Source organism: Flavobacterium sp., assembly GCF_027484945.1.
Taxonomy (GTDB): Bacteria; Bacteroidota; Bacteroidia; order Flavobacteriales; family Flavobacteriaceae; genus Flavobacterium.
The window spans coordinates 39,279-63,576 of the sequence record NZ_JAIXRZ010000062.1 but is presented as its reverse complement, the minus strand read 5'-3'; the positions used below and the strand labels follow the sequence as shown (position 1 = coordinate 63,576).

At 35.1% G+C, this 24,298-nt stretch carries 20 protein-coding genes, 1 other RNA gene and 1 pseudogene; 10 read left to right on the top strand and 12 right to left on the bottom strand.

The window, feature by feature from the left end:
* Nucleotides 1-39 precede the first annotated feature (39 nt).
* Nucleotides 40-1,452: a thioredoxin-like domain-containing protein gene (locus tag Q0039_RS08790; protein ID WP_297511765.1), complete on the top strand. Its 1,413-nt coding sequence runs from the start codon at nucleotides 40-42 to the stop codon at nucleotides 1,450-1,452.
* Nucleotides 1,453-1,490: 38 nt separating this feature from the next.
* Here Q0039_RS08790 and fsa read toward each other — a convergent pair whose 3' ends face one another.
* From fsa to ffs, 4 genes are all read right to left on the bottom strand, one after another.
* Nucleotides 1,491-2,147, bottom strand: a complete 657-nt coding sequence (gene fsa, locus Q0039_RS08785) for a fructose-6-phosphate aldolase (RefSeq protein WP_297511764.1) — start codon at nucleotides 2,145-2,147, stop codon at nucleotides 1,491-1,493.
* A 532-nt stretch (nucleotides 2,148-2,679) separates the two neighbouring features.
* Entirely contained in the window at nucleotides 2,680-3,483 is an 804-nt protein-coding gene (locus tag Q0039_RS08780; protein ID WP_297511762.1) for an SDR family oxidoreductase, read from the bottom strand.
* Nucleotides 3,484-3,751: 268 nt separating this feature from the next.
* Entirely contained in the window at nucleotides 3,752-4,750 is a 999-nt protein-coding gene (locus Q0039_RS08775) for an enolase C-terminal domain-like protein (RefSeq protein WP_297511760.1), read from the bottom strand.
* Nucleotides 4,751-4,787: 37 nt separating this feature from the next.
* Nucleotides 4,788-4,886: signal recognition particle sRNA small type (gene ffs / locus Q0039_RS08770), an RNA gene on the bottom strand.
* 87 nt (nucleotides 4,887-4,973) lie between these two features.
* Between ffs and Q0039_RS08765 the strand changes: the two genes are divergently transcribed.
* Nucleotides 4,974-6,017 (top strand): glutaminyl-peptide cyclotransferase, encoded by a 1,044-nt coding sequence (locus Q0039_RS08765; RefSeq protein ID WP_297511758.1) that lies wholly within the window; start codon nucleotides 4,974-4,976, stop codon nucleotides 6,015-6,017.
* Between the two features lie 228 nt (nucleotides 6,018-6,245).
* Here the strand turns inward: Q0039_RS08765 and Q0039_RS08760 are convergent, their stop codons facing one another.
* The gene (locus tag Q0039_RS08760; RefSeq protein ID WP_297511756.1) at nucleotides 6,246-6,971 is read right to left on the bottom strand and encodes a bacteriorhodopsin-like; all 726 of its coding nucleotides are present in this window, start codon (nucleotides 6,969-6,971) and stop codon (nucleotides 6,246-6,248) included.
* 124 nt (nucleotides 6,972-7,095) lie between these two features.
* Here Q0039_RS08760 and Q0039_RS08755 point away from each other — a divergent pair, with 124 nt between their 5' ends.
* Nucleotides 7,096-8,001 carry a Brp/Blh family beta-carotene 15,15'-dioxygenase gene (locus Q0039_RS08755; protein ID WP_297511754.1) on the top strand — a complete coding sequence of 302 codons (906 nt, stop codon included), beginning with the start codon at nucleotides 7,096-7,098 and terminating at the stop codon, nucleotides 7,999-8,001.
* 289 nt (nucleotides 8,002-8,290) lie between these two features.
* Here Q0039_RS08755 and dnaK read toward each other — a convergent pair whose 3' ends face one another.
* The gene (dnaK, locus tag Q0039_RS08750) at nucleotides 8,291-10,177 is read right to left on the bottom strand and encodes a molecular chaperone DnaK (protein ID WP_297511752.1); all 1,887 of its coding nucleotides are present in this window, start codon (nucleotides 10,175-10,177) and stop codon (nucleotides 8,291-8,293) included.
* A gap of 349 nt (nucleotides 10,178-10,526) precedes the next feature.
* Here dnaK and Q0039_RS08745 point away from each other — a divergent pair, with 349 nt between their 5' ends.
* Nucleotides 10,527-11,951: an L-serine ammonia-lyase gene (locus Q0039_RS08745; protein ID WP_297511751.1), complete on the top strand. Its 1,425-nt coding sequence runs from the start codon at nucleotides 10,527-10,529 to the stop codon at nucleotides 11,949-11,951.
* Here Q0039_RS08745 and Q0039_RS08740 read toward each other — a convergent pair.
* Entirely contained in the window at nucleotides 11,948-12,973 is a 1,026-nt protein-coding gene (locus Q0039_RS08740) for an outer membrane beta-barrel protein (protein ID WP_297511749.1), read from the bottom strand. The two genes, Q0039_RS08745 and Q0039_RS08740, sit on opposite strands and share 4 nt — an antisense overlap.
* Nucleotides 12,970-13,407, bottom strand: coding sequence for a nuclear transport factor 2 family protein (locus Q0039_RS08735; protein WP_297511747.1), 438 nt, complete (start codon nucleotides 13,405-13,407; stop codon nucleotides 12,970-12,972). The genes Q0039_RS08740 and Q0039_RS08735 overlap by 4 nt, the downstream gene beginning before the upstream one ends.
* A 107-nt stretch (nucleotides 13,408-13,514) precedes the next feature.
* Between Q0039_RS08735 and panB the strand changes: the two genes are divergently transcribed.
* From panB to Q0039_RS08720, 3 genes are all read left to right on the top strand, one after another.
* Entirely contained in the window at nucleotides 13,515-14,333 is an 819-nt protein-coding gene (panB, locus tag Q0039_RS08730) for a 3-methyl-2-oxobutanoate hydroxymethyltransferase (protein ID WP_297511745.1), read from the top strand.
* A 99-nt stretch (nucleotides 14,334-14,432) separates the two neighbouring features.
* Nucleotides 14,433-15,125, top strand: a complete 693-nt coding sequence (locus Q0039_RS08725) for an RluA family pseudouridine synthase (protein WP_297511743.1) — start codon at nucleotides 14,433-14,435, stop codon at nucleotides 15,123-15,125.
* Between the two features lie 189 nt (nucleotides 15,126-15,314).
* Nucleotides 15,315-16,649, top strand: coding sequence for an aldehyde dehydrogenase (locus Q0039_RS08720; protein ID WP_297511741.1), 1,335 nt, complete (start codon nucleotides 15,315-15,317; stop codon nucleotides 16,647-16,649).
* An 89-nt stretch (nucleotides 16,650-16,738) separates the two neighbouring features.
* On the opposite strand, the gene Q0039_RS08715 is transcribed toward Q0039_RS08720, so the two are convergent.
* Together Q0039_RS08715 and Q0039_RS08710 are read right to left on the bottom strand one after the other, a co-directional pair.
* A complete protein-coding gene (locus Q0039_RS08715; RefSeq protein WP_297511739.1) occupies nucleotides 16,739-17,656 on the bottom strand; it encodes an alpha/beta hydrolase-fold protein in 918 nt (305 codons plus the stop codon).
* 11 nt (nucleotides 17,657-17,667) lie between these two features.
* Nucleotides 17,668-18,615: pseudogene (locus Q0039_RS08710) on the bottom strand (YifB family Mg chelatase-like AAA ATPase); the annotation flags it as partial.
* Nucleotides 18,616-18,731: 116 nt separating this feature from the next.
* On the opposite strand from Q0039_RS08710, the gene Q0039_RS08705 reads away from it, so the two are divergent.
* Together Q0039_RS08705 and Q0039_RS08700 are read left to right on the top strand one after the other, a co-directional pair.
* Complete coding sequence (locus Q0039_RS08705) at nucleotides 18,732-20,534, top strand: tyrosine-type recombinase/integrase (protein ID WP_297511737.1); 1,803 nt, start codon at nucleotides 18,732-18,734, stop codon at nucleotides 20,532-20,534.
* Between the two features lie 208 nt (nucleotides 20,535-20,742).
* Complete coding sequence (locus Q0039_RS08700; protein WP_297511719.1) at nucleotides 20,743-21,336, top strand: hypothetical protein; 594 nt, start codon at nucleotides 20,743-20,745, stop codon at nucleotides 21,334-21,336.
* A gap of 527 nt (nucleotides 21,337-21,863) precedes the next feature.
* On the opposite strand, the gene Q0039_RS08695 is transcribed toward Q0039_RS08700, so the two are convergent.
* Nucleotides 21,864-22,223, bottom strand: coding sequence for a hypothetical protein (locus Q0039_RS08695; RefSeq protein WP_297511717.1), 360 nt, complete (start codon nucleotides 22,221-22,223; stop codon nucleotides 21,864-21,866).
* Between the two features lie 14 nt (nucleotides 22,224-22,237).
* Nucleotides 22,238-22,828: a tyrosine-type recombinase/integrase gene (locus Q0039_RS08690; RefSeq protein ID WP_297511715.1), complete on the bottom strand. Its 591-nt coding sequence runs from the start codon at nucleotides 22,826-22,828 to the stop codon at nucleotides 22,238-22,240.
* Nucleotides 22,829-23,009: 181 nt separating this feature from the next.
* Here Q0039_RS08690 and Q0039_RS08685 point away from each other — a divergent pair, with 181 nt between their 5' ends.
* Nucleotides 23,010-24,182, top strand: coding sequence for a hypothetical protein (locus Q0039_RS08685; protein WP_297511713.1), 1,173 nt, complete (start codon nucleotides 23,010-23,012; stop codon nucleotides 24,180-24,182).
* Nucleotides 24,183-24,298 lie beyond the last annotated feature (116 nt).

The window sequence follows — 24,298 nt, the reverse complement described above, 5'->3', positions numbered from 1 at the left end:
ACAACTGAATACTTTTGTTTGTTGCAACAGGAGTATCGCATGAAGAGTAAAATCGCATCAACCTATATTGTTTTATGTACGGTGTTTTTGACGCTGTTCACTTCTTGTAAAAAAAGTGAATTTGCAGCCGACAATCACACGGCTTATTTTGGTGGTGAAGTAGAGAATCCACAAAACCGCTATGTTCTATTTTGCCAGAATAATAAAGTAATTGATACCCTACCCTTAAATAAAGATAACACCTTTTTTAAAAAATTTGATTCTTTAGCGCCTGGATTGTATTCATTTAAACATGAACCTGAATACCAGTATGTTTATTTTGATAAAAACGATTCATTGAGGGTGCATATCGACTCTAAAGATTTCGACCAATCGATCGTTTTTTGTGGACGTGGGGACCAAAAGAACAATTTCCTTATGGAAATGTTTTTGCGCAATGAAAAAGAGAAAAATAATATGTTTGAAATTTACGATTATGATGTAAAAAAATACAATGCCTACATTCAAAAAGTAAATGAAGCTAATCGAAAATTTTACCAATCCAAAAAAGAAGAAATCAATTGGACTGATGACTTTGATGTTTATGCGCAAGGTATGTTTCTTTACCCTCACTATACGCGCAAAGAAATTTATCCAATAATTCATAAAATGCGAACGGGTCACGATGTTACCCATCAACTACCAAAAAATTATTACGGCTTTCGAAAATCGATTGACTTTAGCAATGAAAAGTTAACCGACTTCAATCCTTTTGTGTTGTACCTCAATTTAATGTTAAATAATGTGGGGTCGATTCATTACCACAATCATTTCACCGAAGTCGATTTGGCATTAAAAACCAATATTAATAAGCTCAAAATTGCCGATACCTTATTAAAAAATGAGAAGGTTAAAAATATCGTGGTAAATAGTATTGCTTTTCAATATCTTTTGGAAGACCAAAACATGGTGAATAACCAAGAATTTTTAAAGCATTATTATAAAATAGCTACAGACAAGAGTAAAAAAAACGAAATCCTGAAGCTTGGAAAAGCGATTGGGCGATTAACCAATGGAAAGCCACTACCCGATGTACTTGTGCAATCAATTGACGGTAAATCCCTACCAGCTTCAAAGCTTATTCAAAAAAATACAATTCTGTTTTTTTGGAGCGATAAATTAAGTTCGCATTTAATTGCTGCCCATAAGAAAGCAAAAGAACTTCAACTGAAATACCCCAATTACGAATTCGTTGCCATAAACCTCGATAGCGGTTTTAGTACCTGGAAAAAAGCGTTAGAAAAATACGACTTCGGTTCAATTCGCCAATACCACTGCAATAATTTTGAAGATATTAAAAACAAGTGGGCTATCACTAAAATTCACCGAACGCTCATCATCAACAAAGATAAAACGATTAAAAACGGATTTACCAATATGTTTGATATTCGTTTTGAAGATGACCTTAAATAAAAAAGTCCCAAAAATTGGGACTTTTTTTATTTTCTTACTTATTGATTTCCTTTTTGATAGTCGGCTATAAACTGCGCCAAACCAATATCGGTCAATGGGTGTTTCAACAATCCTAAGATGGCTGATAACGGGCCCGTCATCACATCCGCACCTATCTTCGCACAGTTCACAATATGCATTGTATGACGCACAGAAGCGGCTAAGATTTCGGTTTCATAACCATAGTTGTCATAGATTTCACGAATCTCTTGAATCAGGTTCAAACCGTCGGTCGAAATATCATCCAAACGTCCAACGAAAGGCGAAACATAAGTCGCACCTGCTTTAGCGGCTAATAGCGCCTGACCCGCAGAGAACACCAACGTTACATTCGTTTTGATGCCTTTATCCGAAAAATATTTACAGGCGCGCACACCGTCTTTAGTCATAGGCAATTTCACTACTATCTGCGGATGAAGGTCGGCCAATTGCTCCCCTTCACGCACCATCCCTTCATAATCGGTAGCATTAACTTCGGCACTTACATCCCCTGCTACAATGTTGCAAATATCCACATAATGCTTCAAAATGTTATCAGTTCCCTTAATCCCCTCTTTTGCCATTAAAGAAGGATTGGTGGTTACCCCATCTAAAATCCCTAAGGCTTGCGCTTCGCGAATGTCATTTAAATTCGCCGTGTCAATAAAAAATTTCATAATATGTATTTAAAATCGTTGTGTTTCGTGATACAATTAGCGGGCGCTACCCCTTCATACTTCCGGGGTCGAGCTGTCGGGAGTCGCTACCCTCATCCTTCGGGCGAGCTTCAACAATCCCTCCATCCCTAGCGCATCCGAATGCAAAAATACAACACCGGTTTTGATTGAAGAAATTTAGTTTGGATTTTAGTAATTAGTGATTAGTGATTAGTGATTAGTGATTAGTGATTAGTGATTAGTAACTAGTCAATAGCAACTAGTGAATAGTAACTAGTGATTAGCGACTTTCAGACTTACGACTTACGACTTACGACTTTTGACTTACGACTTACTACTTACGAATTACAACTTTTGACTTACAACTTACGACTTACATCTTTTGACTTACGACTTACGACTTACTTCTTACGACTTTCAGACTTACGACTTACGACTTACGACTTACGACTTACGACTTATGACTTATGACTTACAACTTTTGACTTACGACTTTTGACTTACAACTAACTACTAGTCACTAGTCACTAACTCACACCCCATAATGCTTCATCAATAGCCTCTCATACATTCGATCGGGTAAAATACGTTTCAACACTATGGAAAAACGCTGCATAAATGCGCCTATTTTATAATGCAATTTGGGCTTTTTGGCCTGCATAATCGTATAAATCGCTTGGGCCATTTCCAACGGATTACTGCCCGAATCTACATGTTCGTCCATCGCCGCCAAGGTCTTGCCATAAGTCGCCTCATAGGCCGAACCCGCAACGACAGGCGCATGATAGCGTCCGGCAGCAATGTTGGTCGCAAAATCACCCGGCGCCACATTGGTCACGTGAATACCAAACCCCTTCACTTCAATGCTTACCGCTTCGGTAATTAACTCTAAGGCCCCTTTGGAAGCCGAATACACGCCGCGATAGGGCAAGCCCATATAACCAGCTATAGAGGTAATATTTATGATTAAGCCCGAACGCTGTGCGCGCATGTGGGGCAACACCGCTTTCATCACTTCAATCGGACCGAAAACGTTGGTTTCAAAGTTGTTCTTAATTTCGTCGGTTGGAATTTCTTCAATCGGACCCGTAATGCCCACGCCCGCATTGTTAATCAATACATCAATACGACCCGCTTCAACCAACAATTGCTGTACTGCAGCTTGTATTGTGACTGGATTACGCACATCCAATTCTAAAAGTTTTATTTTAGAATCGGTGACGCGCTCAGGGTTACGACTCGTTCCATACACCGTACATCCCTTTTCCTGTAAAAACTCACCGATCGCTCGGCCAATACCCGAAGAACCTCCGGTGATGAAAACTACTTTGTTCATTTTATTTAAGTGAATGTTGACTAGTGATTAGTGACTGGTGACTAGTGATTAGACGTTAGACTGACACTTTACTGCTCACTGTATCCTGCATACTGTATCCTGCTCACTGCTCACTGTATCCTGCCTACTGCCCACCGCTTACTGTAATTGTCCAAATGAAAACCCAAGATTTCGCAGTAAAAGCGAAATAGTAACTTCTAGTTCGCTCGTCCAAATCATCGGAGCAATCGGTTGAAATTTCATTTTGGTTATTTTTTGATAAAGATATTTATTTTAATTGAATCCCTAAGCCTGGTGAAAGAGCCAATTCTATATTTCCGTTATTGATTTGTGTTCCTGTTGCACAATCATTCGCAATGAGATTAGAGCCATCCAAATCGGCAAAATCGCACAAAGGGGCCAATACCGCACCTGCCGAAATGCCTACCGTCGATTCGGTCATGCACCCTAACATGACTTGGAAGCCCATCGCTTTGGCCGTACGCACCATTTCGAGCGCAGGCGTGAGTCCGCCACATTTCATCACTTTTACATTCACACTCTGGTAATAGGGTTGTAAAGCAACCAAATCGGAAACATGTTGCGCCTCTTCATCCGCCATCCAATTAATAGAATCGGAAGCAGTTAAATACCTGTAATTTTCATATCCAACCGGCATAGGTTGCTCTGCATATTGAATTCGTTCTATTCCTTGAATTTGCGGTAATCTCAAACAATCTGTAGGCGTAAAACTCGCATTAGAATCTAAGGAAATCGGAAAGCCCGAATCCACTAAGGTTTGAATGGCGACGAGGTCAAAACCATTGCATTTCACTTTGAACTTAGGCCATGCCGAAGCCTGCATTTTTTGCATTTGCATTTCCACAGGAGCCACTGAAATAGTCCAACTCGATTGCGGCAAAATTGCTGTAGAAATGCCATTCATTTCGACAAACGATCGTTTTTCCAACTTTCCAAATAAATCCCAATAGGCACAATCTAAAGCCGATTTTAAAAAATCGGGTAATTGTAAATGACATAAAAACGAATAAAATTCACACGGATGATCAATTCCAAAGGCTGTAATAGTTGATTCATGATAGGCTAACAAGCGTTCAAATTCAGCTAAATTTATTTGGTAATAATTGATAGCCGTACATTCGCCAAATCCTGAATAACCTGCATGTGACAAGCGAACGATTAAGGCTTCTCGAAAATTGTAATCACCATAACTTATAGAAAAAACCTCTTTGAGTTGTAGTTTTATGATATGCCATTGAAGAACCATAAAAACGAAGAGAATTTGATAAGGAAAGTTCAAAAAAAAATGGCAAGCGACCTACATCGCACCGCTACAACCACATACCTTTGCTATGTTCCCATCCTGGAGGATTTTGCAGGAGCTGGTCGTGTAGGACTTGCCGTTGCAAAGATACATTCTTTTTATTTTTTTGCAACATCTTATGTGCATAAATAATACATTTGCAACGATTCTATCGATTCTATATTCAATGAAAACAATTAAATACTTCAAAGTCATTTTATTAACCGGTATTGTTTTAACTGGTTGCTCAAGTACCGAAACCGGATTTCAAATTGATGACACCAAAATAAAAGCAACCTATACCACTGGTGCGACTGTTAATGCAGCCATTATCAACCCTAACAATTTACCCATTGATAGTATTGTCTATGTATTAAACAGCAAACGCATTGGTTCGGTAAAAGGGCAATTGGACTTTTCATTTCCTCTAAACCTTGAAAAACTTGGCTACCATGATTTAATTGCTACGATATATAGCAATGAAAAATCTACTGCCGATACAACTCGATTGGAATTGGTTTCAAAAATCCAACCCAAGTTGCTAAAGTACACCATTGTCAACACCTATCCCCACGACATCAATTCGTATACCCAAGGATTGCAATTTTATGAAGGTATTTTATATGAGGGAACCGGACAATATGGTAAATCTAAAGTAGTGCGAACCGACTATAAAACAGGGAAAGCCGACTTGAGTTCGAATCTAGACCCAAAATATTTTGGAGAAGGAATTGCAATTTTAAAAGGAAAAGTATACCAACTCACCTGGCAAGAATCGACAGGATTTGTATATGATGCGACCAATTTTAAAAAACTCAAAGAGTTTACGTATGACCGCCAGATTGAAGGTTGGGGTTTAACCCATGACGGTACAAATCTATACCAATCGGATGGTTCTGAAAAAATTTATACTTTAAATCCAGAAACCTTTAAAATTGAGAGCAGCATTAATGTATATTCATTAGATTCTAAAGTAAAACAGCTCAACGAATTGGAATGGGCAAATGGGAAAATATATAGTAATGTGTACCAGCAGAAAGCCATTGTGGTAATCGATCCGAAAACAGGTGCTGTAGAAGGTGTATTGGATTTATCGGGCTTGGAAACTAAAATCACTAAATTACCCGATACCGACGTCTTAAACGGTATTGCCTATAACCCCGACACCAAAACCTTTTTTGTAACTGGTAAGAATTGGGACAAACTATTCGAAATCAAAATCACCGAGTAGATATCTTCTGGTGACCAAATGCTTAATTAGTGATTAGTGATTAGTGATTAGTCGTTAGACATTAGACATTAGTCGTTAGTCGTTAGTAGCATTCTCTATTCTCTATTCTCTATTCTCTATTCTCTATTCTCTATTTTATATTCTTTGCTCTATTCACTCTATTCCAAAAAAAAAAAAGACGAACACTAAAATTAGAATTCGTCTTTTATATTAGGATGAAACTTTAGATTAGTCTTTACTAGACTTTACAGCTAAATTGTAACTTACTAAACCAAAACCAATTTTATTAATCGCGTCAGCAATATTATAAGCAATATCAACATTACCTTTGCCTAACATTGACGTGTACCAACCTTCTGTACCTAACATATAACCTAATGGATAAATAGCCCATCCAACTAGTACAAACCAACATAAAATTTTGTGTGCATCCAAAACAGCTCCGCCAGCAGCTTTAGCTAATTTAGCAGCCTCACCCATCCAGATTTCATAAACAATAATAAAATAAGCAAGACCAGAAATTAAGCCCCAAAGTGCTGCATTTCCTGGATCAACAGCCTCTCCAAAGTAACCCGTTACCAACATTACTAAAGAATAGCCAATCATTTTCCACAATAAAGAAGTTTTGGCTCCTGCAACTTTTAAAATTAAATAGAATTCCAAACACATTAATGGCACCGTTAATACCCAATCCACATAACGGAAAAATGTTGGAGACTCACCAAAAGCACTCCAATAGTCACGCATGTACAAATAGTGTACCGCTGCAATAAAGGTAATTAAACCCGATACCAATACCGATGTACGCCATTTTTTGTCAAACTGACTTAACGATAAAAAGAAAAAGGCCGAAGCCGCCATCATGGCCATACAGCCAATAAAGAATGTGAACCCAATGTAATCGGTTGGTTGCATTTTTGATACCAAACCAATCATTAAACTGAAATTTGTCATAATTTGTAGTTTTAGAAGTTATTATTTGATTATTGTTTAAGTAAATTTACAAAAGTTCAAACACAAACAATTTAATTTGTCTAAAATTTAATTATATTTATTAAACAATTTTAACAACATTTACATGGAAAATGCACTTCATATCCGAATTCTATTGACATTTTTCATGTTATGGCTCTCAAATTTTATTACTATTGAAAATCAACAGCTTATTGGTTTTGTAGGAATATCCTTATTAGGAATCATACATGGAGCTAATGATTTGGTATTGGTAAAAAAAATTAGAGGTGGTTTTTTTGAAAAAAATAAACTAGCTGACTTAATCAAATATTGTGGTATTGTTGTATTAGGTATGGCATTCTTTTATGTATACCCGGCTTTAGGTTTGTTGCTTTTTATAATTATAAGCAGCTATCACTTTGGTAATCAACATTGGAAATTACAAAACAACCGCATACAAAAATGGTTTAGCCATCTTTTTCAAGGTGTGTATGGCCTATTGGTATTGGGAATTTTATTTTCATTTCATGAGCAGGAAGTCTTGGCCATCATTCAAACTATTACGCGATCTAGTTTTTCCAACTTACTGTTTACTGAAATAACTGTTTTCTCAGGTTTACTACTTATTATTCTAGGGGCTATCTTAGCTTCAAATGATGCCTCATTTCGATCCTTAATAGGGATAAACTTTTTCTATTTAGTAGTATTTGCTGTTCTTTTTTATAATGCTGGACTAATTTGGGGTTTTAGCATGTACTTTGTATTGTGGCACAGTATACCCTCAATACAAGATCAAATTAAATTTTTATATGGAGTTGAAAATCGCACGAGTTGGATCACCTACATACGTTCAAGTATTTTATACTGGAGTATTGCGGTTAGTGGAATGGCAATTGCTTATATAGGAATCGATAACGATACGCTTTTCAAAGCGGTATTCTTTTCGTTAATGGCTGCAATTACTTTTCCACACACCTTAATTATTGCTTGGATGCAAAATACAGTCCAAAAAAAGACCCAACTTTTGTAAGATCTGAATTAGACTTTAGACATAAGAGTGACTAGTGATTAGTAACTAGTGACTAGACTTTGGACATCAGAGTGACTAGTAACTAGTGATTAGTGACTAGACTTTGGACATTAGAGTTACTAGTGATTAGTGACTAGACTTTCAGACTTTAGTCGTTAGAATTTTTCTTTCTTCTTTCTGCACAACGGTCTTTGCTCTTTCTTCAAAAAAAAGGCCAAACTTCTGTCTGGCCTAATTTATAACCTTCCTGCCGGCAGGAAGGTTTAAAATATAAAATTTAAAATAGCATTTACTTCACTTCTTCAAAATCAACATCCTGCGTTTGATCACCCGAAGTTTCTTGTTGAGGTTGTGCTTCTTGCGGTTGACCATCTGCTTGCGCTTTGTACAATTCCTCTGAAGCATTTTTCCATGCTTCATTAATTGCGTCTAATGCGGGCTGAATGGTTGCCAAGTCTTTCGTTTCATACGCTTTTTTCAATTCATCCAAAGCTGCAGTAATTGTTGATTTGTTACCTTCCGATAATTTATCACCGTACTCACTCAATTGTTTTTCTGTTTGGAAAATCATACTGTCGGCTTCGTTCAACTTATCCGCTTTCTCTTTCGCTTGACGATCGGCATCGGCATTCATTTCTGCCTCTTTCTTCATACGGTCGATTTCCTCTGGTGTTAAACCTGAAGACGCTTCGATACGAATATCATGTGATTTACCGGTTCCTTTATCGGTCGCCGATACTTTAATAATACCGTTTGCGTCAATATCAAATGTCACTTCAATTTGTGGTACTCCGCGAGGCGCTGGTGGTATTCCATCCAAGTGGAAACGACCAATTGTTTTGTTATCTGCCGCCATGGTACGCTCGCCTTGCAATACATGGATTTCCACACTCGGTTGATTATCTGCCGCAGTAGAAAACACTTGTGATTTTTTAGTAGGGATCGTCGTATTGGCTTCAATCAACTTGGTCATTACATTCCCCATAGTTTCAATTCCTAAGGAAAGTGGTGTAACATCCAATAACAAGACATCTTTCACATCCCCAGTTAAAACACCTCCTTGAATTGCTGCACCAACAGCTACTACTTCATCAGGATTTACCCCTTTGGATGGTTTTTTACCGAAGAATTTTTCTACTTGTTCTTGGATAACAGGAATACGAGTCGAACCTCCCACTAGGATTACTTCATCAATATCAGAAGTCGATAATCCAGCATCTTTCAAGGCTTTGGCTACCGGTTCCATCGAACGTTTAACCAAGGTGTCAGCCAACTGTTCAAACTTCGCACGGGTTAACGTTTTCACCATGTGTTTCGGTCCGCTCGCCGTAGCTGTGATGTACGGTAAGTTAATTTCGGTTTGTGTTGAAGACGATAACTCGATTTTAGCTTTTTCAGCCGCTTCTTTCAAACGCTGTAATGCCATCGGGTCTTTGCGCAAATCAACGCTTTCTTCACTCATAAATTCATTCGCCATCCAATCGATGATAACTTGGTCGAAATCGTCTCCACCTAAATGGGTATCCCCATTGGTTGATAATACTTCAAAAACACCGTCACCCAATTCCAAAATGGAAATATCGAAAGTCCCGCCTCCTAAGTCGTATACTGCAATTTTTTGATCTTTTCCAGCTTTATCCAATCCATAAGCTAATGCTGCAGCTGTAGGTTCGTTGATGATACGCATGACTTTTAAACCTGCAATTTCACCCGCTTCTTTTGTAGCTTGACGCTGTGCATCATTAAAATAAGCCGGAACCGTAATAACGGCTTCTGTAACAGTCTGACCCAAATAATCTTCAGCTGTTTTTTTCATTTTTTGAAGCGTCATAGCCGATAACTCTTGGGGTGTATACAAACGTCCATCGATGTCTACACGAGGGGTGTCGTTATCACCTTTTACTACTTTATAAGCAACTGTTGATGCTTCTTTTGCACTTTCTGTATACTTATTTCCCATAAAACGCTTAATAGACGCAATGGTTTTGGTCGGGTTGGTTACAGCCTGACGTTTTGCAGGGTCTCCAACTTTAATCTCACCCCCTTCAACAAAAGCGATTACTGAAGGTGTGGTTCTTTTCCCTTCTGCATTTGCAATTACTACAGGCTCACCACCTTCCATAACTGCTACACATGAATTTGTTGTACCTAAATCGATACCAATAATTTTTCCCATGATTATACTTTTCTTTTAATTCAATTGTAATACCTCCGTATTGTAGGCAGTGCATTTGCACATCATGCATTAGTCAACTATTGTGCCATTACCAAATGGACTTCATTTTGTCAGAAATCAAAGCGAGTTGCTGACAAGATGTCATTTTATCTCTAAATTTTACTTATTTAATTCAGCTAAACTATACTATCATGATTAAATCCGTAGTATTTTAAACGAATCTGGAACAGGAGTAGCTGCAAAATTAGTACTTGTTTTAATTTATAATTTAGGTTGCGAAAACGTTTTTTCTAGAAAAATGCTCGGAACTTTATCCTATATTTGTATAGTAACTAACACTCATTTCCTTATGGAAGAATGCATTTCGGTTTTTGACATGCTTAAAATAGGAGTCGGCCCCTCTAGTTCGCACACTCTCGGACCTTGGCGCGCTGCAGAACAGTTTTTAAATGTACTTCGCGAGCAGAATCTATTGAATCAAGTAGCGCGAGTGCAAGTTGATTTATATGGTTCGTTATCCTTAACCGGAAAAGGCCATGCCACCGATTTAGCCGTAATGTTGGGTTTAAGCGGTCAAGATCCTGAATATATTCCCGTAGCGCAAATCGATTCGATAATAAATACCATTCGAAGTCAAAATTCAATCAAGCTCGACAATCAATTCACTATTCTATTTACTATCGAAACCGATCTTATTTTCAACCGCAATTTTCTTCCGTTCCATGCCAATGGCATTCGATTTACTGCCTATGCAGGATTGGCTACAGTTGAAGAAACGTATTATTCAATTGGCGGTGGATTTGTAGTCAAAGAAGAGCGAAACAATACCCAATCAAAAAGCGCCTTAAAATGTGCATTCCCCTACCCGACGCAAACCGCAGAAGATTTATTGAACTATTGTCATGAGCAAAATAAATCGATTTCAGCGCTTGTATACGAAAATGAAAAATCAATGCGTTCGGAAGAAGAAATACACGTTGAACTGATGCGCATTTGGAATACGATGTTGGAATGTATGTATATCGGTTGTCATACAGAAGGCACCTTACCTGGCGGATTAAATGTGCGCCGACGGGCATTTGATATGCATACCAATTTAATTGGTGATCTCCCCTACAACTCACCGCAAGAATGGCTATCAGTAATTCGAAAAACCGAAGTAAAATTTAGGCAAATCTTGAAATGGGTAAGTTGTTTTGCATTGGCAGTAAATGAAGTAAATGCTGCGCTCGGACGTGTTGTCACTGCACCAACCAATGGTAGCGCTGGAGTAATTCCTGCGGTACTCATGTATTATATGGTTATTGAAAATCATCAAGCTGATGAAAAAGAAATAAAGCAGTTTTTATTAGTGGCTGGAGAAATCGGTTCCTTATTTAAAAAAGGATCAACCATTTCGGCAGCTATGGGAGGTTGTCAAGCTGAAATTGGGGTATCTTCAGCGATGGCTGCTGGAGCCTTATGCGAACTTATGGGTGGTACTCCTGAACAAGTACAAATGGCGGCCGAGATTGCTATGGAACATCACCTTGGTCTTACCTGTGATCCGATTGGTGGTTTGGTTCAGATTCCGTGTATCGAACGCAATACGATGGGTGCTATTAAGGCAATTAATGCGGCTGAATTGGCATTAGAAACCGATGCTAAAAACGCAAAAGTTCCACTTGACAAAGTCATCAACACCATGTGGGAAACTGCCAAAGACATGAACCACAAATACAAAGAGACTTCAGAAGGGGGCTTAGCCATTACCGTAGGATTATCCGATTGTTAAAAACCAAGCACTAATCCCGTAGTAAAAAACAAGTTCGAATTGGCCGAATTTAGAACTGACTCGGTGGCAGACAAATAGCGCGTTTCAATGCGGTATTTGAAGTATTTATTTAAGGTGTAATCTACATTTACTGAACTCCCCCAAGTCGCAAATGGTTGCCCTGTTGCAATAATCATTTGATGGGGATCACTATAGTATTCTAATCGTAATGCCATTTGCCATTGGGAATTCGCTTGATATTGTGTAATCGCAATAGGCGACCACCAATTTTTAGATCCATCGGGCGTATTTTGTATTCCCAAATCAACTCCCAAAATTGTCCGCCAATTTGGACTCCACTGGGCATCCCAATAGAAATTTTCAAACCAACGCATTCCTGAAAATGCAGCATACTGTTCTTTTCCGGCATAGCTACTCCAATTTAGCAGGTGTTTCGAGCTGGGTTTATAGCTAACTTGCGTACCCAAAGCAGGGGCAGCTGAACGCTCTGGTTTTTGAATTCGTTGCCAACCATTCATGACCAACATCCCAATACTCCATCGGGAATTGGGATTATAATGGTACCATATACCCGTCATAAAATAAGGCGAATTATCCGCTAAAATAGAACGAGTCAACGTTGGATTATTTAAACTAGCCGCCGACTCAAAACCGATATAACTTGGTAATATACCGATTTCTATATTATGCTTTTTCGCTTGATCCAAATACGTACCTACATAGGCTTCATTTAGGTACTTTACGTTTTCATTAGCATAATTATCCATCACATAGGTACCTGCTTGCAAAGCAATAGAAGCATAACAATTTTTATAAGTGATTTTAGCTTTAAGTAGCGCTAAATTGACCGCAAATTCATTATGACGATTGTAATTATACATGAAAGGTAACTTTTGTTCGCCTTTTGGCGCATCAATATCATACGAATAATAAGTGTCTAAGAATCCACCAAATTCCAATTGCAACGAATCCTTTTGTCCTAAACTTAAAAAGGGAATAAAAAATAAAATCCAGTTTCTCATAATCGACGTCGGGTATCTATAATATTAATAATCTTCCAAGTGTCCATTTCTTTATACAACGTAAATACATTCACTCCAGAATGACTTAACTGCCCGTTTAAATAAAATTCGTAGGGTGCCCAAACGGTTGCCATTGAATGGTCAATTTGAATCGAATAACTCAATAATCGCTCTTCAAAACGAACTTCTAAAGGTATTTTTGCAATGGAATTGAAAAATTCAGCAGGGGTTTGATCCGAAAGTTGATTGCCTTTTGTTTTTGATTCCAATATTGACTGTAATCGAAGATTTTTACTGCATACCGATTGCATTTTTACCGTATCCCGCTGATGAAAACCCTCAAAAAAAAATGCTATTGTTTGCTTAACTTCAAGCTCTTGCCCTTGAACTGCATGGGATAATAAACAAGTAAATACAATAAGTAGGGCTTTCATCAAGTGTAAAATTCAAAATAACTTACGATATAAAATCGTAGGTTTTCATAATTAAACTAATGCAATTTAGTATTTTTACAGCGCACAATAGTACAAAAAATAAAAACATGTCAGTCGCAAAAAAAGATTATAAAAAAATCACCACAAAATCACTTGTGGACATGAAAGCCAATGGAGAAAAAATTTCCATGCTTACAGCTTATGATTATACGATGGCAAAAATAGTCGATACGGCTGGTGTTGATGTAATATTAGTAGGCGACTCGGCAAGTAATGTGATGGCTGGTCATGAAACGACGCTACCCATTACTCTTGATCAGATGATTTACCATGCCTCTTCCGTTGTTCGTGCAATCGATCGTGCGTTGGTTGTTGTAGATTTACCCTTTGGTACTTACCAATCCGATCCGAAAGAGGCGTTGCGTTCGTCTATCCGAATTATGAAAGAAAGTGGTGGTCATGCCGTTAAATTAGAGGGTGGCTCCGAAATTAAAGATTCGATTAAAAAAATATTAAATGCCGGAATACCGGTTATGGGTCATTTGGGCTTAACGCCACAATCCATTTATAAATTTGGAACGTACACGGTTCGCGCCAAAGAAGAAGCCGAAGCAGACAAATTGATAGAAGATGCTAAACTTTTAGAGCGGTTGGGGTGTTTCGCTCTTGTTTTGGAAAAAATCCCTGCTAAGTTGGCACAAAAAGTAGCTGAGAGTATCCAAATTCCCGTAATTGGAATTGGAGCTGGTAGCGGTGTTGATGGACAAGTATTGGTATTGCACGATATGATTGGTATGACCCATGAATTTAGTCCGCGCTTTTTACGCCGTTACATGAATTTGTATGAAGACATGACCAAAGCCATTGGACAGTATGTAAGTGATGTCAAAGCTGTTGACTTTCCTAATGCAAATGAGCAGTATTGATTTGAGGATTTGAAGATTTGAAGATGATTTTTGATTGCTTATTCGCTAACTGTTAAACCCATTCATTTACCCTACAACTGCAGTTAATTCGATTTTTTCATGAAGCTATTGAGTACACCAGACAATTTAGACGTATTGTATGAAGACAACCATCTTGTTGTAGTCAACAAACGTGTTGGCGACATTGTTCAAGGGGATAAAACTCAAGATCAACCGCTTTCTGAAATCGTTAAATTATATCTCAAAAATAAGTATCATAAACCCGGTGAAGTTTTCTTGGGTGTAGTGCATCGTTTGGATCGGCCGACTACAGGGCTGGTTTTATTTGCGCGAACTTCAAAAGCGTTGGAACGTATGAATGCAATATTCCGGAATCGTGAAACGCAAAAAACGTATTGGGCAATAGTGAAAAACAATCCACCAAAGTCAGAAGACACAATCATTCACTATTTAAAGCGTAACACTAAAAACAATACCTCAAAAGCCTATATCAAAGAAGTTTCCGAGAGTAAAATGGCAAGTTTATCATATCGAATTCTACAAAAACTGGATCGGTATTTTGCTTTAGAAATTGAACTTCACACAGGGCGTCACCATCAAATTCGTGCCCAACTCGCTGCAATTGGATGTCCAATAAAGGGCGATTTAAAATATGGTTTTGACCGAAGTAATCCCGATGGTGGTATCCATCTACACGCACATAAATTACATTTTATACATCCCGTAACAAAAGAATCTATTACGATTACCGCCCCTCCTCCCAAAGATTCGCTTTGGAATACTTTAGCTTAGTATATGGATTTTTTGATTCATTAAAAAAAGTTGCTAACTTTAATACAAATCCCTATATTGATTGACGAAAAAACGGCACCTCCAATTTTTTGTTTTTTGTAAATTTCAGTGGTAAAGTGCAAGAACATTATGTCGGAATCGGGTTGTCAAGCTGACCTTTATTTGGTTGGCGCATAGGTATATTTTAAGATGAATTTACACGAACATATCAGCTACCGCAAGCAAAAACTCAAAGCTTTGTATCGGTGTATTGAATCGAATGAAAAAGCGATAATTGAGGCTCTTGCAACCGATTTTAATAAGCCCGAATTTGAAGCGGTTGTTACAGAAACTGCTTATGTTTTATCATCCATTAAACACACGCTGCGCCATATCGACCAATGGAGCAAACCCCAACGAAAATGGCCTTCAATACTCAATTTTCCATCGGTAGATCGCATCTATTTTGAACCCTATGGAAAAGTACTCATTATTGCGCCTTGGAACTATCCGTTTCAATTAGCGATAGCCCCTATGATAGCCGCAATAGCCGCAGGAAATACTGTTGTACTTAAACCCTCTGAACTTACCCCTACAGTTTCCTCGATAATTCGAAATATTATTGAAGAGGTGTTTAATCCTGAAGAAGTTCAAGTAATTGAAGGAGGTGTTGCACCAACACAAAATTTATTACAACAACGATGGGATTATATTTTTTTCACCGGCAGTGTTGCGGTTGGCAAAATTGTTGCTCAAGCTGCTGCCACTCACCTCACCCCTTGCACACTTGAACTCGGGGGCAAAAACCCTTGCATAATTTCAGATGATACCAATATTCGCGTAACGGCAAAACGATTAGTTTGGGGAAAATTTATCAATGCTGGGCAAACCTGTATTGCTCCCGACTATATTTTGGTAAAAGAATCGATCTATAAAAAATTAACCGCTGCTCTGATAGTAGAAATTGAACGTGCATATGGTGTTAATCCCAAAGAATCGCCCGATTATACACGTATAATCAATACTAAAAATTGGGAACGTCTACAGCAGTTTTTAAAGGATGGCGATTTGCTTTATGGTGGCGATTGTGATGAAAATTCACGGTATATGGGTCCGACGCTTCTTGGCAACCCTACAAAAAACAGCAAGGTAATGCAAGATGAAATCTTTGGACCTATTCTCCCCATTATTTCATATACTAATGAAAGTGAAATTCATGATTGGATTTCTACTTATGAAAAACCCTTAGCATTATATGTATTCTCAAATAATCTAAGCTGGGCAAAAAGCCTTTTTAAGCGCTATTCGTTTGGTGGGGGCTGCATTAACGACACCATAATCCATTTCAATAATAGCCGACTCCCTTTTGGAGGTGTTGGAAATAGTGGCAACGGCGCTTACCATGGACGTTGGGGATTTGAAACGTTTTCCCACCGTAAAGCATGCGTCTATAAGCCCTTCAGTATGGATATTCCTCTCCGATATGCACCTTATAAAAACAAATTAAAATGTATAAAAAAAGTTTTTAAAATTTTTCAATTTTAATGTGAGTCATTTAAGCTTACAACAAAATAAGGAGTAAAAAAACAAATTAATTTTCATAGGTATTTCATAGAAAGCAGCAACTTCAAACTTTAATTTCCCAACAAATGGGTTAATGGAATAGGTAGTCGTTTGTTCCATGCCTTCTCACTATGATCTTCACCTTCAAATTTTCGTGTTATCCAATGATTTTCACACCAACCTTTTGTCAATAAAACCTGATCCACCATCTTTTGATACGGTTCATATAAAGCATCTAATGTGGCCGTACCAAAATCGAAGTAGATTTTACAAGAGTTGGTTTTGGGTAAATGTTTTTCCAAATACCGAATAAATTGCTTAGGAATCGGGTTGTTTTCAACCGAAAAAACTCCCGGCCAATGGGTTGATAAACAGGCCGCACCACCAAAAATTTTGGGATACTCACAAAGGGCGTACATCGAAATCAATCCGCCCATACTGCTACCCGCTATAAACGTATGAGCTACATCGGTATAAACTGCAAAATGACTATCAATAAAAGGTTTCAATTCGGTTACAATAAACATCAAATACTTGTCGGATTGGACGGTATATTTTTGAAAAACCGAATTTCCGTTAGGACGGTTCACTGAATATAATGAATCTTGTTGCTTTTGACTGAGTTGCTCAAATGGTTTTTGAGGAAAATAATCCGCATGACGCGTCACTCCCCCATTCCATATCCCTACTACAATGCAGTTTTGAACGCTACCCTTTTGCACCAATTCGGTCATCACGTCGTCAACTTCCCAAGCTTGCTTATTCCAAGTAGTTGAAGGATCATACAACATTTGACCGTCATGCATATACAAAACACTGTATTTTTTACTTTCTGTATACCCTTCGGGCAACCAAATATCGATGTTGCGTGAAGTAACAAATTTTGAATTAAAATCGGTCAATCGTTGGATCGATCCCGAAAATACTTTAGGCAGCTCTTGAGCACTCATACTAAGCGCAATACACAGTGTCAAAAAAAATGGTTTCATAATATAAAGTTTTATCCCAACCAACCTTCACGATCTAAACTGCGGTATTGAATGGCCTCAGCGATATGTGAAGCTTGAACAGTTGGCGATGCTTCGAGATCGGCAATGGTTCGGGCTACTTTTAAAATTCGATCATAGGCACGTGCAGACAAATTCAATCGTTCCATTGCACTTTTCAACAAAGTTAGTGAGGTTGTGTCCAAATCACAATAGGTGCGTATTAATTGTGTATTCATTTGTGCATTGTAATGAATCGATGGTATGTCAGAAAAGCGCTGGGTTTGGAGTTCACGGGCGGCAATTACGCGTTCGCGAATGATAGAACTCCCCTCCGATCGCTGCCGGTCGGCCAACTTATCAAAAGGCACTGGAGTGACTTCAATATGAATGTCGATTCGGTCCAAAAGTGGACCTGAAATTTTACTTAAGTAGCGTTGCATTTCGGATGGTGATGTGGTAACCGCAGCATTAGGATCATTAAAATACCCACCCGGACTCGGATTCATGCTCGCTACCAACATAAATGAAGACGGATAGGTAATGGTGAATTTTGCTCGTGAAATCGTCACTTCTCGGTCTTCAAGAGGCTGTCGCATAACCTCCAACACTTCCCTTTTAAACTCGGGTAACTCATCCAAGAACAATACCCCGTTATGAGCTAACGAAATTTCACCTGGCTGCGGATAACTTCCTCCACCAACCAACGAGACTGAAGAAGCGGTATGGTGTGGATTCCGAAACGGACGTTGACTAATAAGTCCGACCTCCTTGACCTTGCCAGCTACACTATGAATCTTGGTTGTTTCCAATGCCTCCCGAAGCGTCATTGGAGGTAAAATACTGGGTAATCGTTTGGCCAACATCGTTTTACCAGCGCCTGGAGGACCGATGAGAATAATATTATGACCGCCAGCTGCCGCAATTTCCATACAGCGTTTAATCGACTCTTGACCTTTGACGACACAAAGATATACTTTTACCCATACTTAATTAAATTATAATCAGTTAATTATGTTTTGTATTTTATAAAATAAATGTTATTTTTGTTTCTTTTTTAAGACACAATTAAGACATAATGAATAAAATAAAAATTGTTTGGAAATCCAATAGTCCTGATAAAAAACAGGGGTATTTGAGAGTAAGTGAGAGATTAACTGATATAGGTAAAACTAAGATTACTTCATTAAAACTTCCTCCAATTCATAAAAGACACTGGGACGAAACTAAACAACGTGTTAAACACACCCTTACCGATTATCAGTTTTATAATGATGAAATTGAAAAATACATCAATAAATATAGTATTGTAAAAAGGACAGATTTTATTTCTGATGAAAAAAAATCATTAGTGTTTTTTGTTGAAACTAAATTATTACCGAATTGTAAGAGTGTAGGAACTTCTCAAAAATATAAGAACATATTATTTTTAGTAAAGTTATTTAACAAAACAAAATTTAATAAGGAAGACGTATTATTCAAAGACATAAACGAAGATTATATAAATGAATGGATAGTTTGGTTGAAAAAAGACAGGGGAATTGTTGATAATAGTATTTCCTATAAAACAAAAACATTTAAGTCGTTTATTTCAAAATCAATAAACCAAAGATATTATATATACTACCCAAACCCATTCAACAATATTAAAACTACTATAAGGAGGGTTGATGTTGATTTTTTGGATGAAGACCAAATAAATACAATCTTATATTCTGAATTATACGATGTAATTAAAAGTGGAAAAAACAAAGGAAAAAAAAGAGAGTTAGATAGTAGATATTCTCAACTATTATCAATTAACGATGTTAGAAATTTTTTCTTATTCCAATTCTTTAATCACGGATTACGTGTGTCTGACTTGATGACCCTTCGTTGGAATAACTTAAATATAAATGGTGATGAAATTAGGATAAAAAAAATAATGTTGAAGACAAAACATCCTATCAATATACTATTATATGAAAAACCATTACAAATAATTTTCAACTACTTACCGGAAAAATTTATTTCAAATGAATTAAAAGAAACATATGAATACATTAGAAAAATAAACTACCAATATGGATTGTTTTTTATTGAAAAAAACAAGAAAGTGGATTACAATTTATTAAACAATAATGTAAAAATTAAAATTAGTTATGTAGATGAAAATTACATTAAATTTTTCAAACAGAATGATGGTAAAAACATCATAACATCATTAAAAGAATGTGATATAATAATTAAACATCTTACTCATAAAAAAACAGATGTTTATGATGGTAGTTATTCTGTTAATCCTTTTAGAAAATTTGAAAAAAGTATGGATGAAGTCAATAAATCTAATTATATAAAAAATATGTTATTAGAAGATGTTGAATTAAATTACTTAAAAAATCTGAGAAATTTAGTTGAAGATAGGGTAAATAAAAAAATTGAATTAAGGTTAAATTCTATTGATAATTTACACAAAAATTTATATTCAAAGATGATAGGTATTGTAAAGGAAATTTTGATGGATGATGAATATTCAAATAATTTTATTTTTCCTTTACTTGAAGATAAGGACTTTTTAGATATTAAAAATGAAAAGATGTTTGAAAAGATGAATGAATATCAATACAATAAACTTTCGGGGAGAAGAAGTTATTACAATCAACTTCTTAAAATAATGGGAAAACAAATTGGAATACCTAATTTAACTTCCCACAAATCAAGACATTCATATACATCTATTTTAATTAAAAACAATAAAGACATAAACCTATATGACTTATCTGTTTCATTAGGACATCAACACATATCAACCACACAATCATACATACAAAGTTTTATAAACACAAGGATTGATGATATGGGTAAAAGATTATCCGATAGTTTTGGAAAAATAAAAAAATAAACAATTATAACCCTACTTACTTTGTGGTGGTAATCTCCACCTCCTCCCATCCCCCCTTGTATCCTCCCACTTATAGACCCCTTACCCCATAAAGTGAAAATATGGGGGACTATATCTTAAACAAAATCCTCAAAAAAAATTTCTAAAATTTTGAGTTATAAATTGACTTTTCCATAAAAACTAACTACTTATAGTTAAAGACCTTTTTATGAAAAAAAAATTTACAATAAATGGATTTGATGTTGTAAAAGACATAGAAAACAACACACATTACATAGACGATTTCCCACAATTCCCTAACAAGAATAAAAACTCAAAAGAGATTTTTCAAATAATAGAACAGATAGTTTTAACTGAAAAAGTAATTACTTTTCCGATGAAATTTAATATGATTGAAAGAGTAGTTAAGTTGTGTATTGATACGGAAGAATATTTCTCATTTGAAGGAATAAAAAACCTAATAGATAGAGATAAACACTTATTCTTGGGGACAAATACATTCTTCAAGGTAAAGTTTAGTTATGAAGAAAATTTCCCTATACTAAAAATAATATACTACACCATAGACAACGATAAAGGACAAATTGATTGTTCGTCTATGGATATGTTATTACATATCATATTCATAAACTATAATCAACAACAATTCACTAAAAAAAGAGTTGATTATTTGGAAAATGTAGTTGGGTTAAATATGGACGAAATAAGACAAATACCTTTACTTCCGGTTCAGTGGTTAAATTTTGATGAAAATGGAAATTTATTAGATTTCCCTAATTTTGAATTACACAACGAGGATTAAACACCCCCATAATCCAACCTTTTCTCTGGAAACTTTTAGGAGTAGTTTAGGACTTTATAGTCCTATTTACCTATAAATAAACAAAAGGGATTATCCCTTTGACGAAACCATCACTATTTTAATGAATAAATTAACTCAAAGGATAAAGTCAATATTAGAAGAATTAAAACAAGAAAAAGAAATTGAAATAAAAAATAAAGATTATTGTATCATACAATTAACTTTTGATATTCAAGATTTTTACAGAAAATGTAATACAATCGGTGAGTTCCTTAAAAAATTACGGAACAACAAAAACTCACTTTCTCCAAACCTTCCTAATAACAGAGTTTTTTTTAATTTGATAGGTAAAAATGGACTTCACCATTCTACTATTCACAACGACAAAGTAGAGATAAACATTTTTATTGAACTCAATAAAAAGTTCAACGAATTGGAGATGAAATCAAGAATTTCAAAAATCATAAAACCTACCAAAATAGAAATCTCATTTAATGACGATGAAATACTAAAACAAACATTCAAATCTAATTTTGTTGTTTCATCGTGGGGATTGTTCGGACAAGAGTTCCGGAGACAATCGGTGATTTAATTTTAAGTTTGACTTTGTTTATTTCCCTGTATTCAGAACCTTCTACCATAGGTATAATTAAATTCAAACAATCTTTAATTTCATTAGTTAAAATATCATATTCAAACATTCTGATTGATGTTTTTATATTAACTGATACAATTTCATCAATTGAATAAAAATCAGAGTTTAATTCTCTATTTAATAAGTGTTGAACCGGGTGTAGATAAAACACAAAGTCATAATTATATTTTTTTTTCATCAACTGGTTCAACAACTTATTTATTATCCTACAATATAAATCTTGTTCTTTCATCTAACGGGGTTTAATTAAAAAGTTAAACAATCATATACATTATGTATTTCGTCTTTTGTAATACCCAAATATCGTTTTGTAATTCCCATATTAGAGTGTCCGAACAACTCCATCAATAGAACCAAACTCTCATTTGAATAATTACTCACTTCAACAACCCTTCTCCCAAGTGTTTTTCTAAATGTATGAGTGGATACATTCCCTTTTACCCTAATTCTGTATTTAGAGAACAATTCTTTAAGTTTAACATTCACATAGGACTTATCAATACTCTTGGTTCCATACTTATTCAGAAATATAAGTTCATCTTGGTTTGAAATATCGGACTTATTGTAAATTCTTTGGACTATCTCTTTCAAGGTGGAATTAACCTTAATACTTCTATCTTTTTTTGTCTTCTTTTCGGTAAGTAAAAAGACATCTTCATTTAGAATATGTGAAAATTTTAAAGTTAAAAGGTCTGATATTCTAACCCCCGTAAAAACACCGATAGAGATTAACAAACAAAATTTATACTCTTTATCATTCTCCAATCGTGTTATTAGAGATATAAAATCGTTCCATTCTATAAATGAAGTTGTAGTGTTCTGACCTAATCTACTCATAATCTTTTTTTTTTACAAAAGTAATAAAATAACTTATACTTTTATATAAAATCAACAAAAGTATAAGTTATAACATCATAAAAAAACCTAACTAATTGATAGTCAGGTTTTTTTAACTTATACTTATGACAATTGTATAAGTTCTTTGTAATTTATTTAAATTTACAAAAAATAAGTTGAGATGAAATTGATAGAATTAAAAAATAATATAATTGATTATTGTGAAAACATAAAATATCCCGAAAGTTTTGAAGAACATTTAAAATTTAAAAAATTATTTGATTATGAATGGATAGAGATAATAAAAGATTACCAAATAATAGATACAATAACCTATAAAAAACCATTTGGAATATCGTTTGAAAATAATAATATTCATTTTGTAGAAAAATATAATATAAATCAAAGATATGTAGTAAGGAAAACAAGTGGATATGTTTATAATTCAGATGTAATATCTTTTAATTTTCAAATAATAGTAAAAAATGATTTACTTGAAATAATTAAAAAGTTAGATGAAGGTGATATAATTAAAATAGAAATATCTGGTTTTATAAAATCAGTCGAAAGTGTAAATTTAAATAATCAACAACAATGTTCCCATAATTGTGTAAATATAATTATTGAAATATTTGAATTTAAATTAATTGAGGAAAAAGTATTTAGTCAAGATATTGAAAGTCTAAAATTAGAATTAAAAAAACAACCTCAAATAGAAATTCAAAATCAAGAACAAATTTATTCAAAGATAAATTCCTTCAAAGATTTATTATATGTTTTATTAGAATTAGATGAATTAAGATACCAATCTAGACAAACAAAATCTGATTTAAACTCATTCCAAAACAAGGTGTTTAATGAAAAAAAATTAGAAGAATTTAATACCAAAAAGAAAGGAATAGAAAATTTTATAGGAATAGAGTTCAATACAATATGTGAAGTGTCAGAAATTAGAGAAAATACTATTGATTTTAAATTGTATCATAAAAATAAAATATTTTTTCTCAAAGATAATATCTATCATAAAAATCTAAAAAATACAACATTCTTTTTGAAAAATAATTCCTCCGTTGAAATTAGTTTTAAGATAAAAGAAATTAAAGATGTCTTAAACTCCTTCAATATTGAATTAACATCTATTAAGAAAAATAATAAAGTAAAGTTATTTGGTAATTTTATTAAGTTAGAGTTTTTATATTTGAGTATTTATTTGTTTTTGGTATTACTTACTCTTATTTTATTTTCAAATATTAATTTTTTTGGTGTTTTCCCCTTTTTAATAAAACTAACTTTTTGGGTTGGATTTGGTTATATAATTAATAAACTTGGAGTAAAATTTATTTACAAAAATTAATTATTTTTTTGACTTATTGTAGTAATCAAATAATTCATTAATGTCTAATTTCTTGTCGTTTGAATTTTTAAATCCAAAATTAAAAATTTCGTTATTTAAAATTCCAACTATTAACA